The organism is Pseudomonas sp. S10E 269, from assembly GCF_002798465.1.
Taxonomy (GTDB): domain Bacteria; phylum Pseudomonadota; class Gammaproteobacteria; order Pseudomonadales; family Pseudomonadaceae; genus Aquipseudomonas; species Aquipseudomonas pergaminensis.
This window is the reverse complement of the sequence record NZ_PHIJ01000001.1, coordinates 5,632,462-5,652,410: the sequence shown is the minus strand read 5'-3', so window position 1 is coordinate 5,652,410 and position 19,949 is coordinate 5,632,462. Positions and strand designations below refer to the sequence as shown.

Genomic DNA, 19,949 nt, shown 5'->3' with positions numbered 1-19,949 from the left:
CATGATCGGTGAGCGAGCACGTGCCGCAACCGTGAGGATCACGCCTTTGGCTGGCGGTGCCTGATACTGACGGGCAGGGCATTTGCGGGTAGTTGTTCGTGCACATCGCCGAATGCGGCAATGCCCTTCATCAGTTTAAGCAGTTGAAATCGCTGAAACATAGGGTTACAAGCGCGCTACCTCCAAGTCTTTAATCAAAATAGGCAATATTGTCGTTTGATCAGGCAATTATCGCCAGATTCGAAGACCCATACTGAGGTCGATCTTCCGTCCGCCTAAAAGGCGTTGGTCCTCGGTTGAAGTATCGGTTTGAGACCCACCATGCAAAATCTTGACGTGCAGGTCATTCAGCAAGCCCTCAAGTGGATCGAGCAAGGCCATCAAGTGTGGTTGTGTACGGTCCTGGCAACCTTTGGCTCTGCGCCGCGTGGCCCTGGGTCTATGTTGGTCGCGTTATCGTCCGGTGCGTTCTGTGGCTCGCTGTCGGGTGGATGCGTGGAAGACGACTTTCTGCAACGGCTTGGTCGACATGAGTTTGACGACTTCAACCAGATTGTTCGTTATGGCGAGAGTGGACTGCCACCGTCGCGGGCGTTGCCTTGCGGCGGGGTTCTGGATGTCCTGGTAGAAAAATTCGAACCCGATTGCGCTGCGCAGGAGCACTTCGCGGTGTTGCTGCGCGCGCTGCAGGGGCAGCATCTGTTGGTTCGCCATATCGCCCTTGGAACGTGCCGTCGACACATTGAGGTCGGTGTGAGTGTCGACGCCATTGTCGCTGTAGACATTGATCAAGTGCGCATTCTCGTGGGGGCAGCCCGGCGCCTGCTGGTCGCAGGCCTCTCACCGGTGGCCGAGTTCTGTGCCAGTTTTGCATGCTCCCTGGGCTATGAAGTGATCGTGTGTGACCCGCGCGAAGAACTGACTTCAACGTTTGCCATGCCACACGTAAAGCTAATGAAGGTGATGCCCGCCAGCTATATTTCCCAAGGCGGATGCCATGCAGCGACGGCTGTTGTCGCCTTGACTCATGATCCTCGACTTGACGACCTGACCTTGCTCGAAGCCGTCAGGACACCCGCATTTTATATCGGCGCCATGGGCTCCCGGCGCACCAGTGAAAAGCGCTTGGAAAGGGTCAGACGAATCGGCGGGCTGGACGATGATGCGCTTGATCGCATCCATGCGCCGATCGGACTCAAACTGGGAAGCAAGACCCCGGCAGAGATCGCACTTGCGGTCATGGCCGATGTTGTTCGGGTGAGTAACGGCGTGAGCCGTGCCCATCTCTAAGTCTGGTTTTTTTGGGATTTGAATGTGAATAGCGATGTGTCAAACGACCAAGTCATGACTGATATCACGCGTCTCGCCAGATCGGTTAGCCAGCTGGTACCGGGCGATGGTGACCGCATCACCGACATTCCCGGCCTGAGCCTGCATCGGCGTAAAGCCGTTACGGCGCCCATGCACTGTATCTACGGCCTGGGAATTGGCGTGACCTTGCAAGGCGGCAAGCAGGTGATCGTCGGCAGTGAAGTACTCCCCTATACGCCCGGCGAGTCGATGGTGACCAGTGTCGATCTCCCGGTCACTTCCCATGTCACTCAAGCCAGCGTGCTCAAGCCATTCCTCGGCATGATGCTGGCACTCGACAGCACCACCGTGACGCAGGTCGCCGAGCGCATGCGGTTATCGCAGCGTATGCGAGATGACGCGTTTCGTCCCGTGACCGTACAGCCTTTGGATGTGGGGGTGCTGGATGCGCTGAGGCGCTTGGTGGACCTGCTCAAAGAGCCCCACTGGATTGAGACCCTCGCTCCGCTGATCAAGGAAGAGATCATTGCCCGGCTGTTAAACGGAACCCATGGCCCGCAGTTGCTGCATGTCATTGCTGCCGGTTCACCCAGTCAGCAAATTGCCAAGACATTAGCCTGGCTCAAAGTTAATTTCCGTCAGACGTTGCGCATGGATGATCTGGCGGCACAAGCGCATATGAGTCCTTCCACGTTTCGCCAACACTTTCGAGCCGTGACCGGAATGAGCCCGCTGCAGTATCAGAAGCAGTTACGGCTACAAGCAGCTCGACAGTTGATGCTCAGCCAGAATATCGATGCAAGCAGTGCGGGCGGGCTGGTGGGGTATGAAAGCTCATCGCAGTTCAGCCGCGAATACAGTCGCCTGTTCGGAGAACCACCTCAGCGCGACATCAAGCGGATTCGCCTGTGACGGAATCAGTGGCGTGTGAGAGGAGCCTCTAACCAGGACGTTTGCAGCGTCCTGTTCGGCTCCCTCGCACGTATCCACTGGCAGGCACATAACCCCCCTCATTTCTCCCGGCCAACGCCCCCACCTCGAACCGCTGGGTGACGTTGACGGGATCTGGCTTCGCTTCGTCGATTTATGCCAGCTTGAAAGGCAGTTCGCGTATTGGCTTACCCGTCAGACTGGCAATGGCGTTTGCAAAAGCGGGGGCCAGTGCCGGCAAGCCAGGCTCGCCCATGCCTGTGGGCGGTTCGGCGCTTGGCACTATATGGACCGCGAACTCGGGCATGTCGGTGATGCGCGGAACGCTGAAGTCTGCAAAGTTGCTTTGCTGCACGACGCCGTCTTTCAGGGTGATGGCATTGCCTGGCAAACACATCGACAAGCCAATCAGCGCCGCGCCTTGCACTTGGGCCTCAACGCTGCGTGGGTTGACAACCAGGTTGCAATGGACACCGGCGGTCACGTGGTGCAGCACCGGGCGACCGTTCTGCACTGAGGCTTCCACCACATAAGCCACTACCGAACTGAAACACTCATGGACCGCAACGCCCCACGCGTGTCCGGCAGGCAGTTGACGTGTGCCATACCCGCTCTTGTCCACCGCTAATTGCAGCGCTTCGCGATGGCGCGGGCTTTGCTCGCCAAACAGCTTCATTCGGTATGCCACCGGGTCTTGCTTCGTCGTTCGCGCAATCTCGTCGAGCAATGTCTCCATCACAAAGGCGGTGTGGGTAGAGCCCACGCTGCGCCACCACAGCACGGGTACGTTGAGCTTGGGATGGTGGACTGTCAGCCGCATCGGTAGGGGATAAGGGTCACGCATGCCTTCTGTCGCCGTCGGGTCAATGCCGTTCTTAATCTGGCCTCCAAACATCGTGTCGGTAAGGATCGATTGCCCGATCAAGACATGGTCCCACGCCACCACCGTGCCGCTGTCGTCAAAGCCTATACGCGCGCGATGCAGGTGCATGGGGCGGTAATAGCCGCCCTTGATATCGTCTTCGCGGCTCCAGAGAGTCCGTATGGGAACATTCAGCCCAACTGACCGTGCGGCTTTAGCGACTTCACACGCCTGCACGATGAAATCACTGGTGGGCACGCCACGCCGGCCAAAACCACCGCCGGCCGTTTGCACGTTGATTTGAATGTGCTCGGGTTTCAGATTCAGTACCTTGGCCGCTGCGGCACTGTCACCCCCCGGAAACTGAGTGCCAACCCACAGTTGTGCGCCCTTATCGGAAATCTGCACGGTGCAGTTCAGCGGTTCCATGGGCGCATGAGCCAGGAAGGGAAATACGAACTCTGCCTCCAATTGATGCTTGGCTGTAGCAAGCGGTGCCATGTCGGCGTCAAAGTGGACCAAGCCCGGTTGACCCACTAACGCCCGGTACTGGATCAGTTGCTGTTCGCTGTCTACCTTCTCGACGGTGGCCAAGTCCCATTGCAGCTTCAATGCGTCGCGTCCAAGCTTCGCCTGCCAGTAGCCATCGGCAATCACCGCGACACCTTCGGCGCCGCCGTCCAGAGGTACTCGCAACGCGGCTTTTACCCCCTTAATTGCGCGTGCGGCGCTGTCATCCAGAGAGGCGATTTTTGCACCGAACACCGGTGGGCGCGCAACGACGGCAGTGAGCTGTCCGGGCAAGTGCATGTCGATGCCGAAATCCTGCTGGCCACTGCTCTTGGCCTTGGCATCGATGCGCGTAGTGGCCTGGCCAATGATGCGGAAATCCCTGGGATCCTTGAGCGTGACCTTGTCGGGCACGGGCAACGCCATTGCAGCCTCTGCCAGTTCCCCGTAACTCGCTTTAAGGCCTGCCGGGCCAAGCACCATGCCCGCTTGAGTGCTAAGGCGTGTGACGTCCACGTTCCAGCGTGCGGCCGCTGCCGCGAGCAGCATGGCCCGAGCGCGCGCACCCAGTTCGCGGTACTGGGTGTAGCTGTTTTTGATCGAATTGGAGCCGCCGGTGAGGTGCATGCCGAAGACCGGGTCCTGGTAGGCCGTGTTGTTATTGCCGTTGCGGCTACGCACGAGGCTCCAGTCGGCATCGAGTTCCTCAGCGAGAATCATCGGCAGTCCGGTCTGAACGCCCTGACCGAACTCCAGCCGGTTGATCGTTACAGTGACCTGTCCGCTGGAGTCGATCTGCACGAATGCAGAGGGTTGCTGACTCGGTTTGAGCAGCGCAGCGTCATCGCCAGTGGCTTCCTGCGCCAGCGCCAAGTGCGGAAAGGCACCCAGAGCCAGGCCGCCAATCCCGACGATTTTGAGGAAACTACGGCGTGGAAGTGTGAAGGCACCGTCGGCTTGGTCGCGTTCGAGTAGGTGTTGCAGGGAACGCGGAAGCTCTTGGGAAAAGATGTCGTTCAGCATGGTGAGCTCCGGTCAGGCAAGGACTTTAGCGGCATCCGCCACCGCCGCGCGAATACGGGCGTAGGTACCGCAGCGGCAAATATTGCCCGCCATGGCTGAATCGATCTCGGCAGCGGTGGGTTGCTTGCCTTTGGGTTGGGCTTTTAGAAAAGCCGTCGCGCTCATGATTTGACCGCTCTGGCAGTAGCCACATTGCGCCACGTCGTGCTTGACCCAAGCCTCATGCACGGCAGCACCGACCGGGTCGCTGCCATTTGTCGCCGCTTCGATGGTGGTGATCATGCGACCCTCGGCCGCTGCTATTGGCGTCACACAGGATCGAATGGCCTGACCATCCAGGTGAACAGTGCAGGCGCCGCACAGCGCCACGCCGCAGCCAAACTTAGTGCCGGTCATCCCCAAGGTGTCACGCAGGGTCCAGAGAATGGGGGTGCTGGGATCTACGTCAACCGTGTATTCACGGCCATTGATGGTGAGGACGCTCATGATAGGACAGCTCTCCGGAATGTGTGAGCAGCAGCTTGCTCTTAATAACGGCTAACTATAGAGCTGTGCCTGCGGGCCTGATTGCACAATCCGAGCAAATAATTGCCCAATCATTGACCTTGCTGTGCGCTGAGTTGCACCGGGTCGGTTTCGATAAGCGTTCTGGACACGATCATCGACTTTGTCGTATTCACGTATTTCTGAAAATGGGCAGATGCGATGTGGCTTTTGTAGGCCGCTTCGTTTGCATAGATTTCGAAGAAGTGAAGGCGGTTCGGGTGGTCCTTTTCCGCCACCGAATAAATCGCCAGCACGCCTGGCTCAAGGCGAACAGAGTCAGCCATTTCCTCCTTGACCGCCGTTTGGTAAGCCGCCAACTGAGCAGGGTCTATCACGAGCTGTGCAATGCGCACGACTTTTTCGGTCGGCTCGGCGGCCAACACCGAACCTACCCAAATGCATCCAGCTACAACAGCTATACGCAGGACTGACATGTGCATTTATTCCAGATGGCTACTCATGTTGCGTTCTCGGGACGTTGAGCAAGCCTGGGGGCATCCTTTTCAAGCCATCCAAAGCATGCCCTCAGATGTGCCCCCAATGTAGCAATCCACTGGAAGTGAATGGAGCTCCATGGTTTGTGGAAAGGCAGAAATGATCAGCCGCACAGCCTGCCAGACGTCGCCTAAAGACTCTCAGGGTCGCCAAAAAACATCTGAATCCGCGATCGCAACCACCGCTCCCCCGGGTCATTATCCTGCGAACCACGCCACGCCATGTGCAGTTCAAAGCTGCGCACCGGCAGCGGCGGGTCTTCCGCGCGTAAGCCGCCCGCCGAGGTCAAGGCCTCGGCCGCGTAGTCCGGCACGGTCGCCAAGATATCCGTTCCCGCGAGCAATGTGCCGAGGCCGTTGAATTGCGGCACGGCCAGTACCACGTGGCGTTTGCGGTCGAGTTTTTCCAGTTCTTCATCGATGAAGCCGCTCAGGTCGCCTGCGAAGGACACCAGGGCGTGGGGGCGGGCGCAGAAGTCGTCGAGGCTCAGGGAGCCCGGTACGCTGTCGGCGCGCAGCAGTTTCGGCAGGCTGCGGCGCAGTACTTTGCGCTTGGCGTTGGCCGGGAGGTCGGCGGTGTAGCTGACGCCGATGGAGATCTCGCCGGAGGCCAGCAGGCCGGGCATCAGGATGTAGTTGACGCGGCGTACTACCAGGACGATGCCGGGGGCCTCGGCGCGCAGGCGCTTGAGCAGTTGCGGCAGCAGGGCGAATTCGACGTCGTCGGACAGGCCGATGCGGAACACGGCAGTGCTGGTGGCCGGGTCGAATTCGGCGGCGCGGCTGACGGCGGTGGAAATCGAGTCCAGGGCCGGGGAGAGCAGGGCGAAGATTTCGACCGCTCGGGCCGACGGTTCCATGCTGCGGCCGGTGCGCACGAACAGGGGGTCGTCAAACAACCCTCGCAGGCGTGACAACGCCGCGCTGATGGCCGGCTGACCGAGGAACAGTTTCTCGGCTGCGCGGGTCACGCTGCGCTCATGCATCAAGGTTTCGAATACGATCAAGAGGTTAAGGTCGACACGACGCAGGTCGTTACGGTTCATCTTGTGTCCTGGAAGAGTCAGCAAACTTGACGAGAGCAGCCATATAAGAAGAATGACCGGCATGAATCTTACGGGTAAAGGCTGTTACTCTGCACAGGAAAATTGAGTTTTCTTACAAGCTCTGAGGCCTATTCCTCAGTTGCGGAATCAATGACAGGCATGTCGACTATTAATGGCGACCGGTGGTCTTACCCGGAAAGCCCAGATAGAGTTCATGGCATTAGAGGTTACTTTGACGAGGTTTGCGATGTCCCGCACGATCCGTTTTCACAAGTTTGGTCCGGCCGAGGTGCTCAAATGCGAAGAGCATGCAGCCGCGCAGCCCGCACCGGGCGAAGTGCAGGTGCGTGTCGAAGCGATTGGCATCAGCTGGTATGACATTCTGTGGCGCCAGAACCTGGCGTCTTCCCATGCACGCTTGCCGTCCGGCCTCGGCCATGAGATGGCAGGAGTCGTGGTCGCTGTCGGCGATGACGTGGATGATTTGGCAGTGGGCGACAAGGTGGCCAGTTTTCCGGCCGAGAGTCCCAATGATTACCCGGTGTATGGCGAACAGATCGTCCTGCCCCGTTCGGCCCTGACCCGCTATCCGGATGTCCTGAGCCCGATTGAAGCCAGCGTGCACTACACGCCGCTGCTGATTGCCTACTTTGCCTATGTGGATCTGGCGCGGGTCAAGCCTGGGCAGTTTGCACTGGTGACTGACGCCAGCCACTGCGCCGGCCCATCTTTCGTACAGCTGGGCAAGGCCCTGGGCGTACGGGTGATTGCCGCCACCAAGGACAGCGAAGAGCGCGAGTACCTACTGTCCCTCGGGGCAGAGAAGGTCATCGTCACCGAAGAGCAGGACCTGCTGATGCAAATCAACAAGTTCACTGATAACCGTGGCGTCGACGTGGTGTTCGACGGCCTGGGCGGCCCGCAGATGTCGCTGCTCGGCGATGTGCTGGCACCGCGTGGCAGCCTGGTACTGTATGGCTTGCAGGGCGGTAACCAGACGCCATTCCCGGCGTGTGCAGCGTTTCAAAAGAACATTCAGTTCTTTGTGCATTGCATCGGCAACTTCACTGGCAAGCCTGAGCTGGGCATTATCCAGGACCAGGTGGCCTTGCAGCGGGCCCTGCGCGATATCAACCAATTGACCGCCGACCGGGTGCTGGTGCCGCTTAAAACCACGGTGTTTCCGTTCAGTCAGTTTGTGGAAGCACACCGTTATATGGATGAATGCCCTTGCCGCGAGCGGGTTGCGTTGCAGGTTGAAGCTGTTTAAGCCGTAGGAAGATTCGCAAACGACGATGGCGCATGAGGCAAATGCGCCATTTGGCAGGGCTGATCCTGCACCGCCCATCAGGTGCCTGTCTGGCCCCTTAGCCCCTGGACCTCACCTTTTTCCCTGACGCCGCCCTGAATTCCAGCGCGGCGTCTTTGTGTGTGCGTTTTTTACGTGCCGGCCGTCATTCATCTGCACTGGTTTTCGGCGTTGTTCTGTATCTATTAATCATTATCCCAGCACTGATAATTACGCCTTCACCTTCATCTCAAGGAATGAGCAATGAATGAATATCCGGCACTACTGTCGCGAGGGGCCGACACTAAAGGCGCAGCTTCCCTGTGGCCTCAGAGCATTAACAATGGGCGTATAAAGCTGCAATCCAGGAAAAGGGAAAGTTGCTGGGTTTATGTGTCGGACATTTCCTTTAATGGTGGGTTAAGAATCTGCAAGGACCTGTCGGAAAGATCCTAGGGTCGTGGCTGAATGCATTTTTATCCCGTAAATCCGGCGCTCTGGCGCGTCCATGGCTTTGGGGGCTTCCCGGCGGCATCGGTGTTGTTTTGTTGCGCGGTGCTAATGTCTAGTCATCGGCGCACAAGTCTGTGTGCAGTTTTCTTACACGCGTAATAGGTCGAGCAAGTACTGTCAGCAGTTGCTTGGAACGGATATTTAAACTCAGGTAGTAGAACGATGAGCACTATTCACGAACAGGCTATGAACTATGTTTACCAGCAAGTTCTGCAACGTTTGATTGGCTACTTTAATCGCGCAGAGCGAACGGCACTCCAGTTGCTGGTCCAACGAATCGTTGTGGCGGCGGGCGGTATGGAACAGGTCGGGGATTACAAGGTGCTGGTGGCCCATGGGGGAGGTGAAGCGAGCACCTACACCCTGGCGTTGTTGCGTGCCGCGCAACTGACCATCGCCGGTCGCGCCCCCCGCACCTTTCACTTGCGGGTCGCGACGCTGCGCCATGCCGGGATGACCGAAGGCCGGCTCGACAGCCTTAACCTGGGCTATGGCCGCTTGTTTCTCCACGATGATCCCAGGGTTGAGTTACTGATGGTGGAAAACCAGGAAGTATTGCCCTTCAACCACCTGCGGCCCGCCTCTGCCGTCGGGCGGGAGATCAGCCAACGCAACATGCTGATGATCGGCCACGTGACTTCGGGTGATTGCCGCGCAACCTTGTGCAATGACACCTACTTGGCACTCGGCGATTTCTATCAGCGCGTTACCACCTGCAATGGTGGGGTGCATGCCGTGGTCAACGGCGACTCATTGCGCAAGCAAAGTCAGTTTCTGGCGTGGCTGAAAAAAACCGCCCAAGGCGCGGGGCTTGCCATCCCACCCAATTGGCCGGTGTCGCTCACGGGCCTGTTTGCGCGCATGGAGGAATGGAGCGCTGGCTATTACCGCGATGTGTATGGCGAGCATTATGTTGCGAGTGACAACCCCAGCAGGGCCGGCCATCGTCACTTGGCCTACATCGGCATTGCCGATCTGCTGGCGGATGTCGACACACAGCAGTCGCCGATGCTCAACGAGTTCATGGCCTATGCGCCCGACCCATTGGGCTTTCATTTCAGCCATCCGAGCTACTCCAGCCCACAGCTGATGGCGCACCTGCGAGGCTTGCAGGCTCAATGCTTGCGCGATCTTGACTATGAGGACGGCGTGCGAGGTTTTGTCCATCAGGCTTCCCAACGCATGCGCAGCGTGCAGGTGCCCGAAGAGTTGCTCGCGCGGGCTCAGAGCAGTGAAGGGCGCATCCAATCCAGAACCTACGCGCAGCACTACTTTGGCCTGGATGAAACACAGCTGATCTGCCTGCTGTTTTCTCCGTTTATCCATCATGGTGAGCGGCTGGAAGGCTATCTGCGCCAATGCCACCCGGGCATGCTCGTGGCCCTGCCAGAACTGCACAAGGTCCTGCAGGGCAAGCCGTCCGCCGAGATGTTGCAGCAGTGGGTCATCGATACCAGCGGCTTGCCGATGCCGCTGGTGCAACACCTGTACCGCAAGCGGCCGCTGATCGCTGGGAGCGGCAAAACAACCCACAGTGCGGGGGCCATGACTCGCGGCAGCGCGCAGGCCTGTCAATTGTCCGGGCGATGACACTGCGCGGCGCACGGCAGGCGGACTTCGCGTACCAGGCGGTTTATCGCTACATGATCACGCTGATCAACGAAGTGAGCACCAATGCCCGGGTAAAGCTGCCCTCCCTGCGGCAGTTGGCGGGGCGCCTGAATGTGTCGATCTCGACGGTACAGTACGCATACTCACTGCTGGAAAAGGAGGGCCGGGTCTACTCGGTGGCCAAGTCGGGCTATTACGCCTGGCCGCTGTCTTCAAACCCACAGGCGTGGGCCGGTGGAGATCTGCTCGACCGGCTCTACGCCGCAGCGCGCAGGCCGGGCATGGTGGTGCTCAGTGGCGATGAACCCGCGTTGCTGGCTTCGCTGGACAGCAGCCTGTTACGCCTCGAGCGAGAGTTGGTGCGCCAGTACCCACAGCATCTGCAACCCTGGTCCCAGCCTTGCGGTGTGTGGGAACTGCGCGCAGTGCTGGCGGCACGCTATACCTCGTCGCCGACGCGTTGTTGGCATGCCGATGACGTGTACATCGGAGCCGACCTGCGCGGTGTGCTGCACATTCTCATCGATGTACTGGGCCTGAGGGGGACCACGGTGATTGTCGAATCACCCTGTGACTGGTTGGTCCTGCGCCTGCTCCAGGATGCGGGGGTGCGCATCATCGAATTGCCCTGGATGCCGGACGGTCGCCTGGACCTGGTCAGCCTTGACCGCGTGTTAGCCAACGAACCGGTGCACCTGGTGCTGCTGTCATCAAAGGTCAGCCTGCCGGCAGGGGGTGTGATGCCGCACCACGACCGCCTGGCCGTTGCACAAATGCTGGATCACTACGGTTGCTGGCTGCTGGAGAACGACACCTTTGGCGAACTGGGATTCAATCATCAACAGCCAGCACTCCGGGAGCTGGTGAACCCTGAGCGGCTCATGGTGTTTTCTTCGTTCGAGAAGATCCTGGGTTCGGAAGCGCCTTATGGTTATCTGCTGTCCCGGCGCATGAGCAGTGAATTACAGCGCCAGTTCCTGCTGCGCGCCTTTCGTTTGTCGTCGATCCGCCAGCGCGCGATTGCGCGCCTGTATCAAAGCGGGCGAATCGACCAGCACCTGCGTGCATTGCGCCGAGACTTACATGAGCAGGCGCAGGCGATGAGCCAACGGTTGGACCAGCATCTGGAGGGACAGGTGAGCTTCAGTGCACCCGCTGCCGGGGCGACGTTCTGGTTGCACTCAACGCACCCGGTGGACATGCGCCAGGTATTCCAGCGGCTGCTCGGCCAGCAGGTGGTGATTGCGCCCGGTGAACTGTTCAGCGTCAGCGGCCTGCATCAACAGGATTTTCGCCTGAGCCTGACCTTTCATGGGCAGCCGGACCTCGATGCTGCCTTGGCGGCCATCGGCGAGGCGCTGCATCAGGCCCGGATGGGATGATTGCGTGAAGTTTCTCTCACTGTTGTAGGATCGATACCGTCGCGCAGGAGTCCAACTCTCAGTAAACTGCCGTTTTTTTCCCGAATCCTTCTTTCCGAGGTTTATGCATGACAATCAGTCCTTTTGCGGGCAAGCCGGCGCCAGCCCAGTTGCTGGTGGATATCCCGCGACTGGTTACGGCCTACTACACCGGCCAGCCTGATGCAGCAATCTCCACCCAGCGCGTGGCGTTCGGTACCTCCGGTCACCGTGGCAGCTCGTTTGAACTGAGCTTCAACGAATGGCATGTACTCGCCATCAGCCAAGCTATCTGCCTGTATCGCGAAGCCCAGGGCATCAATGGCCCGCTGTTTGTCGGCCTGGATACTCACGCGTTGTCGACACCTGCCGGTGCCAGCGCCCTGGAAGTGCTGGCCGCCAATGGCGTGCACGTGATGCTGGCGCAAGGCGATGAATACACGCCGACTCCGGCGATTTCCCACGCCATCATCTGCTACAACCGTGGCCGCACCAGCGGCCTGGCCGACGGCATCGTCATCACGCCGTCGCACAACCCGCCGCAGAGTGGCGGCTACAAGTACAACCCGCCCAATGGCGGCCCGGCCGACACCCACGTCACCAAGTGGATCGAAGCCAAGGCCAATGAGCTGCTGGCCAATAAACTGGCGGGGGTCAAGCGCGTCACCCACGCCCAGGCACTCAAGGCCGATACCACCCATCGCCATGACTACCTCAACAGCTATGTGGCTGATCTGGTCAATGTGATCGACATGGACGCCATCCGCAGTGCCGACCTGCGCCTGGGCGTAGACCCGCTGGGCGGAGCAGGGGTGCGCTACTGGTCGGCGATCGCCGAGCATTACCGCCTGAATCTGGACGTGGTGAACACCGAAGTCGACGCCACCTTCCGCTTCATGAGCGTCGACTGGGACGGCCAGATCCGCATGGACCCGTCCTCCAGCTACGCCATGCAGGGCCTGATCGGTCTCAAGGAACGCTTCGACGTGGCATTCGCCTGCGACCCGGACCACGACCGCCACGGCATCGTCACGCCGTCCGGTGGCCTGTTGGCACCGAACAACTACCTGGCCGTGTCCATCGACTATCTGTTCCAGAACCGTCCTGACTGGCGCGCCGATGCTGCCGTGGGCAAGACCGTGGTCAGCAGCGGCTTGATCGATCGCGTCGCGGCGCGCATTGGCCGTCGCCTGTACGAAGTGCCGGTCGGCTTCAAGTGGTTCGCCGACGGCCTCTTCGAAGGCTCGTTGGGCTTTGGCGGCGAAGAAAGCGCCGGCGCCTCGTTCCTGCGCAAGGATGGCACCGTCTGGAGCACGGACAAGGACGGCCTGATCCCGGCACTGCTGGCTGCAGAAATGACCTCGCGCAAAGGTCAGGACCCGAGCCAGATTTACCGTGGCCTGACTGACGCCCTGGGCGAACCGTTCGCGATTCGTGTCGACGCCAAGGCCACACCGGCGCAGAAAGCCTTGCTGGGCAAGCTGTCGCCGGATCAGGTGACGTCCACCGAGTTGGCCGGGGAAAGCATCCAGCAGATCCTCAGCCATGCGCCGGGTAACAACCAGGCAATCGGCGGGTTGAAGGTGATGACCGAAAACGGCTGGTTCGCTGCACGGCCATCGGGCACCGAGGATATCTACAAGATCTACGCCGAGAGCTTTATTGGCGAAGACCACCTCAAGCAATTGGTGGAAGAGGCGCAGGTGCTGGTAGACGGCGCTATCAGCCAGTAACCCATTGTAGGAGCCCGGCTTGCCGGCGGTGGCGTTCGTAAGATCGCTATCGCCGGCAAGCCGGGCTCCTACAAAGTTAAGCGAGGTCAACCAAGACAATCTCGCTGTCTTCAATCGCGGTTACCCGCAACACCTGTTCATCCTCTACGGCGACACCGTCTCGCGCTTGCGCACGCACGCCGTTGACTTCAATCACGCCCGTCGCCGGTACCAGGTACGCACGGCGTCCGCTGTCCAGCCGGTATTCAGCACTTTCCCCGGCTTTCAGGTTCGCGGCCACCAGGCGTGCATCCGCACGAATGCGCAGGCTTTCGCTGTCCCCGGCCTTGCCACTGGCCAGCATCACAAAACCTTCGCGATCCCCCTTGGGAAACGGCTTGGCGCCCCACGAAGGCGGCAGACCGGCTTCATTCGGAATGATCCAGATCTGGAAGATCTTGGTTGGCGTCTCTTCCAGGTTGTACTCGCTGTGGGCGATCCCGGTGCCGGCGCTCATCACCTGCACGTCACCGGCTTCGGTGCGGCCTCTGTTGCCGAGGTTGTCGGCGTGGCTGATCGCCCCTTCGCGCACGTAGGTGATGATCTCCATATCGCGGTGCGGATGCTGCGGGAAGCCGGTGCCCGGCGCAATGATGTCGTCGTTCCATACTCGCAGGTTGCCCCAGTGCATGCGCTTGGGGTCGTGGTATTCAGCGAATGAGAAGTGGTGATGGGCGTCAAGCCAGCCATAGTGGGCGCCGCCCAGGGAATTGAAAGGTCGAAGTTCAAGCATGATCGTCTCCTGTGGATGGCGCCTATGATCCTGCAGCTCATGATCGATAAAAAGCCGGAAATATGCCTGATTCCTATCAGTCGATTAGATGAGTTGGTGGCGTTTTGACTTTCAGTTCATCGCCTAACTGCATGACAGCAAAGCAATTGGCTGGAACTCAACGTCGATTCCGGCGACCATGGCGCACTTGTCTGAACCCAGCTCATCGCAGGAGTCCGCGTGTCGCAACAAAAGCCTGATCTTCCTCCCGAACTGCGCCCCTTGGCCGAAATGCCGCTATTGAAACGCCTGGCCGCGCGCCTGTTTGGCCATGGCTTGACCCGTTTGCGCGCTCAGCACCGGTTTTCCTGGTTGCACGGGCAGGCCGACGGTTTTCGCAGTGGGCATGAGGCAGGTGTGGAGTACGGCTACCGCGAGGGCAAGGCCGATGGCATCGAGGAAGGCCGGCAAGTCCTGCTGATTCGCGACTTCCGCCCGGATGAGCACCGAGCGCCGGGTGTGGATGACAGCCTCTTCGATGATTGGCGCCTGCCGCTGACGGCCGAGTTGAAGAAACGCATCAAGGCTGACGTTGCGCGGTTGCTGCCGGCCCACGCGCAGCCAAGCGCTGCACAGTGGAAGATGATCTTCAGCGATACGCCTTCAACCTCAGTGATAGCCGGCGCCGGTGCGGGCAAATCCACCTCCCTGGTGCTGCGTATTTTGCTCCTTACCCATTACCTGGGCTTCGAGCTGAGCTCAATGACGGTGGTGACCTTTACCCGTGAGTCGCGCAAAGACTTCATCAACAAGCTCATGGAAATTCTCAGCCTGTGGGGCCAACCCCTTGGCATGAAAGAAGCGCAGGCCGTGGTGCGAACCTTTCACTCGCGCATCCTGCCGATGGTGCGCAGCCTGCCGGGCTTTGAGCGCCTGCAAGCGTTCGAAAACCTCAGTGCAGGCTTTGAGGATATCGACAGCAACCCCTTTGACCTGCGCATCAACGACGCCCAACGCCAGCAGATGAACGCCTGTTACCACCGCCTGCACGGCCAGCATGCGCGCTTTCGCGAGCTGATAGCGCCGCTGGCACGCCAGGGCCTGCAGCTCAAGGAACTGGAGCGCGAGCATCCCGATGTGCAAAAGCGCGTGGCCGTGACCGAACTGGCGGCCAAGCGCGATGAAGAACTGTGCGATCTGATCGAAGACCTGTGGTTCCGCGTGGGTGCGTGGCCGATCAAGGGCATCGAGCCCAATCGCCAGACCCTGGAGATCAACGGCGCGCAGTTTCACTGCCATGGCTATATACCGGAGCTGGACGCCTGGGTGGTGCTGGGCTTTGACTCAAGGGAAAACGCCCAGATCAGCCGGCCAAATTCAAAATTGTCCGTACGGGCAGAATGGGCGGTAAAGCGCACCCTTTTTCAAGCTTTCTGTCGTAAGCCACTGATATGGCTCGATAGTTATGAATCTTCAAAGCGGCTCTTAAGCAGTTTGGCCGGTGATGCCAGCGCCGGGCCAGGCTTTGATTACAAGGTTAAGGGCGAACTCGCCTCTGCGCCGTTGCTGGACAGCTTTGTGATGGCGGCCGGGTTTATCGAAAACCTGGGGCTGGACGTGCCCACTGCGGTTGGGCAGATGAGCTTTGCCAAGGACGACCCGGACCGGTTCTTCTTCGAAGCGCTGAGCATCTTCTGGAAGGCCCTGGAAGATCACCTGTTGGACCAGTCGCCACCGATCATGACCTACAACCGCATGTTTTCGCTGTTCGGCGAAAACACCCCGGAAAACCTCAAGATGCTCAGTGATCCGCTGTTGCGGCCGCTGTCGCATTTGATGATCGACGAGTTCCAGGATGTCTCGCCGCAGATTGTCTCGTGGATCCGCGCCAGCCTGCGCGAGATTCGCAGTCGCGGCCCGGCCATGCACGTCGGGCGCGGTGCCCAGCGCTCGTCGCTGCTGTGCGTGGGGGATGACTGGCAGTCGATCTACGGCTGGCGCGGGAGTTCGCCCAAGTACTTCATGGCGTTCAACCAGGAATTCCCGTCACCCGCCACCACTCGCGTGATGCTTGGGGAGAACTACCGCAGCCATCAACACATCATCGACGCCGCCGAGCACATTGTGCGGGCGGCACCCGCCATCCCCGGCAAGAAGGCCAAGGCCAGCGGGGCGCCCAAGGATTTGGTGCCCGTCAAGGTGCTGGAGCGCGATGATGCCGCATTGGGGCGGCAGTTGCAGGCGCACTACCAGCGCGGCGAATCAGTGTTAATGCTTTATCGAAAAAGTAGCGATAAGTTACTGATTCAAGAGCATATTCAGTCTGTAGTTAATGTGGATTCTAGCTTGCCACCCCAGGCGCGCAGGCTAAAGCAACTGACCTATCACAGTGCCAAGGGGCTGCAGGCGGACGCGGTATTTCTGCTTGGGGATTGCCAACACGTGACCAGCTCACCGTACAAGAACCAGGTGTACCGCATGGCTGGCCTGGGCAAGGACGGTGACAGCGAGCCGTACGACACTGCGCAAAAGGACGAAGTGTTGCGCCTGGCCTACGTGGGCATTACCCGGGCGGTGAGCCATTGCTATTGGTACGTGGAAAAGCCCGAAGGCCAGGCGGTGAATGTGCCGAAAGCGTCAGAGCGGGTGGATGGCAGGAAAGCCTTCTTCGACGACCAACGAACCCCACTGTAGGAGCCGACTTGCCGGCCATGAGGTCCGGGAAAGACGTGGTGCTCCTGCGAAGCCAGCGCCTACGGAGGTCGGCTCAGGCCCGCAGGGACTGCGGCGGCACAAACGACTCCAATTCATCCTCCACCGCCTCGATAATCCGCTCTACATCGGCGGCGTTCATCACGGTGGCGCAGGGGATGCCGGCGATGGCGATCAGGGTTTCACCGCTGGCACGGTCGAACAGGCGGACGATCATGCTGCCGGGCGCATCCATGCTGCCCTCGAAGCCCATCGGATGAAAATGCCAGCGCATCAGTTGGCAGGCGTTGGGGAACGTCACTTTGTTCATGTTGCCCACCTTGTTCATTGAGCGCTTCCTTTAGCTCGCGGCAGGGGGCCATGACCTTCACTGGTCTTGGCATCGAAGAGCTTAAAAATAGCATCCGTGCGCAGCCGCAAGGTGAGTTTTTTGCCTCCGTTCGGCGGTTGTTTTCGATAAGTTTGATGTGGATCATGTCCTACTTGAAAGTGGGCAAAAGGCCATTAGTCAGAAGTTCCAATTGGCCATTGATGGCCTTGGCAAAATTCGGCAATCTCCACGGTTTACCCGCCATAGAGCCGCCCATGCCCGACATCGCCCTGGACGATGACTCCCAGCACTCCCACGCCACACGCGAGCTGGTGCTGCGCCATCACCTGTGTTGGCGCCACCGGGACCTGGAGGGCGTGATGTCCTACTACCACCCGGATATCCAGTACCACGACTTCTTCCAGAACCGTGTCGTCGGTTTCGCCGACTTGCGCGACTACCTGCAAGCCAGCATGCCACGCGAGGCCGACGAGGCGATCGAGCACACCGATCGCATCCGCGCCGATGGCGACACTGCGTTCATCCAGTACCGCATTACCTTGCGCGGCGGGCAGGGCTTGGTGTCGTTCCGCACCAGCGAGGCCATCACGGTGCGCGACGGGTTGATCTGGCGGGTCAACGAGTACGCCTCCCTGGTGCATGAACAGCCGGCCCAGGCCGCGCGGCCCTCGGTCAGCCGCCTGGGGCTGTCGCCCCAGCAATTGGGGCACATGGCCAATGACCTGCAGCAGTATTTCGAATGCAAGCAACCCTACCTGGACCCAGAGCTGGACCTGCAGCGGGTTGCCAAGGAGTGTGGCTACAGCCGCAACCAGATTTCCTACCTGCTCAACCAAGTGCTGGGCCAAAGTTTCTATCGCTATGTCAACCAGGCAAGGCTCCAGCATTTGCTGGCCGCGCTGGACAAGGCCGTCCCCCCGATAAAAATCGACGACCTGGCGTTTGCCGCAGGCTTCAATTCGCTTTCGGCGTTCTACAGTGCGTTTCGCCAGCACACGGGCCAGTCGCCCAAGGCCTACGTCAAACAAATTTCCCTGCGTGCACGCGCGCAAGACAGCCCCTGACAGCCCGCTCTAGGATCGACCCTATCGAAACGAGGTGGGGGAACCTGGCATGCCGGCATGGCGCACGATCAGTTTATGGATGGACCAACTGGACGACCCGCTGCAAGCGCGGCCTGCGCTGGCGCATGACTTGGATGTCAACGTGGCCATCATCGGCGCCGGTTACACCGGGCTGTGGACCGCGTATTACCTGAAACGCCAGGCCCCCGAGCTGAAAATCGCCATCATCGAGGCACAGACCGCCGGCTTCGGCTCCTCCGGTCGCAATGGCGGCTGGCTGATGGGCAACCTGCTGGGGGAGGACCGCTTGCTTGCCGGCCTGAACCCCGAACAACGCCGCGCCTCGTTTGACCTGTTGCACGCCATCCCTGACGAAGTGGCCCAGGTGCTGGCGCGTGAAGGCATCGACTGTGACTACCGCAAGGGCGGCGCCTTGTACTGCGCCGCACGCTATCCCGAGCAGGAAGGCAGCCTGCGCCGCTACCTCGACAAACTCTATGCCCAGGGCCTGACCGAAGCCGACTACCGCTGGCTCGGCCCGCAGCAACTGGCCGAGCAGATCCGCATTGCCAAGCCGTATGGCGGCATTTATGCACCCCACGTCGCGACCATCAACCCCGCCAAGCTGGTGCGCGGCCTGGCGCGAGTGGTGGAGAACATGGGTGTAACGATCTACGAGAACAGCCCGGTTACCCACTGGCAATCCGGCCGCCTGCGCACCGCCAAGGCCAGTGTGCGCGCAGCCTGGGTGGTGCCGGCGGTGGAGGGCTACGCGAACACGTTGCCGCTGCTGGGCCGTTACCAATTGCCGGTGCAGAGCCTGATCGTCGCCACGGAGCCATTGCCGGCCAGTACCTGGGATGAGATCGGCCTCAGCCACGGCCAAGCCTTTGGCGAAAGCAGTCGCCAGGTCACCTACGGCCAGCGCACGGCGGACAACCGCCTGGTGTTCGGTGCCCGCGGTGGCTACCAGTTTGCCGGCAAGCTGCGCCACAACTTCGACTTGACCGACAGTGAGGTGGAGCTGCGTCGCTATCTGTTCGGTGAGCTGTTCCCGCAGCTCAAGCACGTAAGGATCAGCCATTCCTGGGGTGGCAACCTGGGCATGTCGCGCAATTTCCGCCCGCACATGCTCTGCGACCACAAGACCGGCATCGCGCTGTCTGGCGGGTATGGCGGGGAGGGCGTCGGTGCCACCAACCTGGGCGGCCGCACCCTGGCCGACCTGATCCTGGGCCACGACACCCCGCTGACCCACCAGCCCTGGGTCATCCGCGAGCGTGGCCTGGAGGCACTCAAGCCCTGGGAGCCCGAACCCTGCCGCTGGCTCGGCTACAACGCGATCATTCGCAGTTTTGTCCATGAAGACCAGGTGTTGGCCAACCCCAATACCGCCCCGTGGCGCCGCAAGCTGGCGACCGGCGTGGCCGGGTTCATGGAAGGTTTCATGCACTAAGCCGTTTCACTCACACGGGAAAACCCATGAGCATCACTCAATTCAAAGACACGCTGAACGCCCACCTGCCGGACTCGTCGCCCGTCGTCGCGCCGCTGGGTGAGCCCATTGCCGTGGCCTCGACCCTGAGCGTCGAGCGCAACGACGGCGTCGAGACCGGCATCTGGGAGTGCACCCCCGGGCGCTGGCGTCGACAGATCAAATCCCAGGAGTTTTGCCACTTTGTCCAGGGCCGCTGCACCTTCACCCCGGACAACGGTGAAATCGTCCACATAGAAGCCGGCGATGCACTGATGTTGCCGGCCAACAGCACCGGTATCTGGGATATCCAGGAGACCGTGCGCAAGACCTACGTATTGATTCTGTAA

Annotated in this window: 16 protein-coding genes; 10 read left to right on the top strand and 6 right to left on the bottom strand. The window is 60.1% G+C overall.

Going from position 1 to position 19,949, the window contains the following annotated elements; translation table 11 throughout:
- Positions 1-321 precede the first annotated feature (321 nt).
- Together CWC48_RS26245 and CWC48_RS26240 are read left to right on the top strand one after the other, a co-directional pair.
- Positions 322-1,290 carry an XdhC family protein gene (locus tag CWC48_RS26245; protein WP_100490702.1) on the top strand — a complete coding sequence of 323 codons (969 nt, stop codon included), beginning with the start codon at positions 322-324 and terminating at the stop codon, positions 1,288-1,290.
- A gap of 54 nt (positions 1,291-1,344) precedes the next feature.
- Positions 1,345-2,223 (top strand): AraC family transcriptional regulator, encoded by an 879-nt coding sequence (locus tag CWC48_RS26240; RefSeq protein WP_100490701.1) that lies wholly within the window; start codon positions 1,345-1,347, stop codon positions 2,221-2,223.
- A 172-nt stretch (positions 2,224-2,395) separates the two neighbouring features.
- Here CWC48_RS26240 and CWC48_RS26235 read toward each other — a convergent pair whose 3' ends face one another.
- The 4 genes from CWC48_RS26235 to CWC48_RS26220 all read right to left on the bottom strand — a co-directional run bounded on the left by CWC48_RS26235 (position 2,396) and on the right by CWC48_RS26220 (position 6,722).
- Positions 2,396-4,636, bottom strand: a complete 2,241-nt coding sequence (locus CWC48_RS26235) for a xanthine dehydrogenase family protein molybdopterin-binding subunit (RefSeq protein WP_100490700.1) — start codon at positions 4,634-4,636, stop codon at positions 2,396-2,398.
- 12 nt (positions 4,637-4,648) lie between these two features.
- Entirely contained in the window at positions 4,649-5,122 is a 474-nt protein-coding gene (locus CWC48_RS26230) for a (2Fe-2S)-binding protein (RefSeq protein WP_100490699.1), read from the bottom strand.
- A gap of 110 nt (positions 5,123-5,232) precedes the next feature.
- Complete coding sequence (locus tag CWC48_RS26225; protein ID WP_100490698.1) at positions 5,233-5,616, bottom strand: putative quinol monooxygenase; 384 nt, start codon at positions 5,614-5,616, stop codon at positions 5,233-5,235.
- Between the two features lie 191 nt (positions 5,617-5,807).
- A complete protein-coding gene (locus CWC48_RS26220; RefSeq protein ID WP_010210548.1) occupies positions 5,808-6,722 on the bottom strand; it encodes a LysR substrate-binding domain-containing protein in 915 nt (304 codons plus the stop codon).
- 247 nt (positions 6,723-6,969) lie between these two features.
- Between CWC48_RS26220 and CWC48_RS26215 the strand changes: the two genes are divergently transcribed.
- From CWC48_RS26215 to pgm, 4 genes are all read left to right on the top strand, one after another.
- Positions 6,970-7,992, top strand: a complete 1,023-nt coding sequence (locus CWC48_RS26215; RefSeq protein ID WP_100490697.1) for a zinc-dependent alcohol dehydrogenase family protein — start codon at positions 6,970-6,972, stop codon at positions 7,990-7,992.
- Positions 7,993-8,685: 693 nt separating this feature from the next.
- Positions 8,686-10,113 (top strand): hypothetical protein, encoded by a 1,428-nt coding sequence (locus CWC48_RS26210; RefSeq protein WP_100490696.1) that lies wholly within the window; start codon positions 8,686-8,688, stop codon positions 10,111-10,113.
- A complete protein-coding gene (locus CWC48_RS26205; protein ID WP_100490695.1) occupies positions 10,110-11,516 on the top strand; it encodes a PLP-dependent aminotransferase family protein in 1,407 nt (468 codons plus the stop codon). Before CWC48_RS26210 ends, CWC48_RS26205 begins: the two co-directional genes overlap by 4 nt.
- A 107-nt stretch (positions 11,517-11,623) precedes the next feature.
- Positions 11,624-13,267, top strand: a complete 1,644-nt coding sequence (pgm, locus tag CWC48_RS26200; protein WP_100490694.1) for a phosphoglucomutase (alpha-D-glucose-1,6-bisphosphate-dependent) — start codon at positions 11,624-11,626, stop codon at positions 13,265-13,267.
- Positions 13,268-13,343: 76 nt separating this feature from the next.
- Here the strand turns inward: pgm and CWC48_RS26195 are convergent, their stop codons facing one another.
- A complete protein-coding gene (locus CWC48_RS26195; RefSeq protein WP_100490693.1) occupies positions 13,344-14,039 on the bottom strand; it encodes a pirin family protein in 696 nt (231 codons plus the stop codon).
- Between the two features lie 219 nt (positions 14,040-14,258).
- Between CWC48_RS26195 and CWC48_RS26190 the strand changes: the two genes are divergently transcribed.
- Positions 14,259-16,712 (top strand): UvrD-helicase domain-containing protein, encoded by a 2,454-nt coding sequence (locus CWC48_RS26190; RefSeq protein WP_100490692.1) that lies wholly within the window; start codon positions 14,259-14,261, stop codon positions 16,710-16,712.
- Positions 16,713-16,785: 73 nt separating this feature from the next.
- Here the strand turns inward: CWC48_RS26190 and CWC48_RS26185 are convergent, their stop codons facing one another.
- Positions 16,786-17,058, bottom strand: coding sequence for a DUF1652 domain-containing protein (locus CWC48_RS26185; RefSeq protein ID WP_049708382.1), 273 nt, complete (start codon positions 17,056-17,058; stop codon positions 16,786-16,788).
- Positions 17,059-17,315: 257 nt separating this feature from the next.
- Here CWC48_RS26185 and CWC48_RS26180 point away from each other — a divergent pair, with 257 nt between their 5' ends.
- Genes CWC48_RS26180 through CWC48_RS26170 form a run of 3 tightly spaced genes read left to right on the top strand, consistent with a single transcriptional unit; the run spans position 17,316 to position 19,949 of the window.
- Complete coding sequence (locus CWC48_RS26180) at positions 17,316-18,125, top strand: AraC family transcriptional regulator (protein WP_078048407.1); 810 nt, start codon at positions 17,316-17,318, stop codon at positions 18,123-18,125.
- A gap of 49 nt (positions 18,126-18,174) precedes the next feature.
- Complete coding sequence (locus CWC48_RS26175; protein ID WP_100490691.1) at positions 18,175-19,581, top strand: FAD-binding oxidoreductase; 1,407 nt, start codon at positions 18,175-18,177, stop codon at positions 19,579-19,581.
- Between the two features lie 26 nt (positions 19,582-19,607).
- Positions 19,608-19,949 carry a cupin domain-containing protein gene (locus CWC48_RS26170; RefSeq protein ID WP_100490690.1) on the top strand — a complete coding sequence of 114 codons (342 nt, stop codon included), beginning with the start codon at positions 19,608-19,610 and terminating at the stop codon, positions 19,947-19,949.

What these genes read in the sequence shown, in the direction of transcription:
- CWC48_RS26215 (WP_100490697.1), top strand. Translation starts at nt 6,970, where the DNA reads ATGTCCCGCACGATCCGTTTTCACAAGTTTGGTCCGGCCGAGGTGCTC.
- CWC48_RS26170 (WP_100490690.1), top strand. Translation starts at nt 19,608, where the DNA reads ATGAGCATCACTCAATTCAAAGACACGCTGAACGCCCACCTGCCGGAC.
- CWC48_RS26210 (WP_100490696.1), top strand. Translation starts at nt 8,686, where the DNA reads ATGAGCACTATTCACGAACAGGCTATGAACTATGTTTACCAGCAAGTT.
- CWC48_RS26220 (WP_010210548.1), bottom strand. Translation starts at nt 6,722, where the DNA reads ATGAACCGTAACGACCTGCGTCGTGTCGACCTTAACCTCTTGATCGTA.
- CWC48_RS26175 (WP_100490691.1), top strand. Translation starts at nt 18,175, where the DNA reads ATGCCGGCATGGCGCACGATCAGTTTATGGATGGACCAACTGGACGAC.
- CWC48_RS26180 (WP_078048407.1), top strand. Translation starts at nt 17,316, where the DNA reads ATGCCCGACATCGCCCTGGACGATGACTCCCAGCACTCCCACGCCACA.
- pgm (WP_100490694.1), top strand. Translation starts at nt 11,624, where the DNA reads ATGACAATCAGTCCTTTTGCGGGCAAGCCGGCGCCAGCCCAGTTGCTG.
- CWC48_RS26225 (WP_100490698.1), bottom strand. Translation starts at nt 5,616, where the DNA reads ATGTCAGTCCTGCGTATAGCTGTTGTAGCTGGATGCATTTGGGTAGGT.
- CWC48_RS26185 (WP_049708382.1), bottom strand. Translation starts at nt 17,058, where the DNA reads ATGAACAAGGTGGGCAACATGAACAAAGTGACGTTCCCCAACGCCTGC.
- CWC48_RS26245 (WP_100490702.1), top strand. Translation starts at nt 322, where the DNA reads ATGCAAAATCTTGACGTGCAGGTCATTCAGCAAGCCCTCAAGTGGATC.
- CWC48_RS26230 (WP_100490699.1), bottom strand. Translation starts at nt 5,122, where the DNA reads ATGAGCGTCCTCACCATCAATGGCCGTGAATACACGGTTGACGTAGAT.
- CWC48_RS26195 (WP_100490693.1), bottom strand. Translation starts at nt 14,039, where the DNA reads ATGCTTGAACTTCGACCTTTCAATTCCCTGGGCGGCGCCCACTATGGC.
- CWC48_RS26205 (WP_100490695.1), top strand. Translation starts at nt 10,110, where the DNA reads ATGACACTGCGCGGCGCACGGCAGGCGGACTTCGCGTACCAGGCGGTT.
- CWC48_RS26235 (WP_100490700.1), bottom strand. Translation starts at nt 4,636, where the DNA reads ATGCTGAACGACATCTTTTCCCAAGAGCTTCCGCGTTCCCTGCAACAC.
- CWC48_RS26240 (WP_100490701.1), top strand. Translation starts at nt 1,345, where the DNA reads ATGACTGATATCACGCGTCTCGCCAGATCGGTTAGCCAGCTGGTACCG.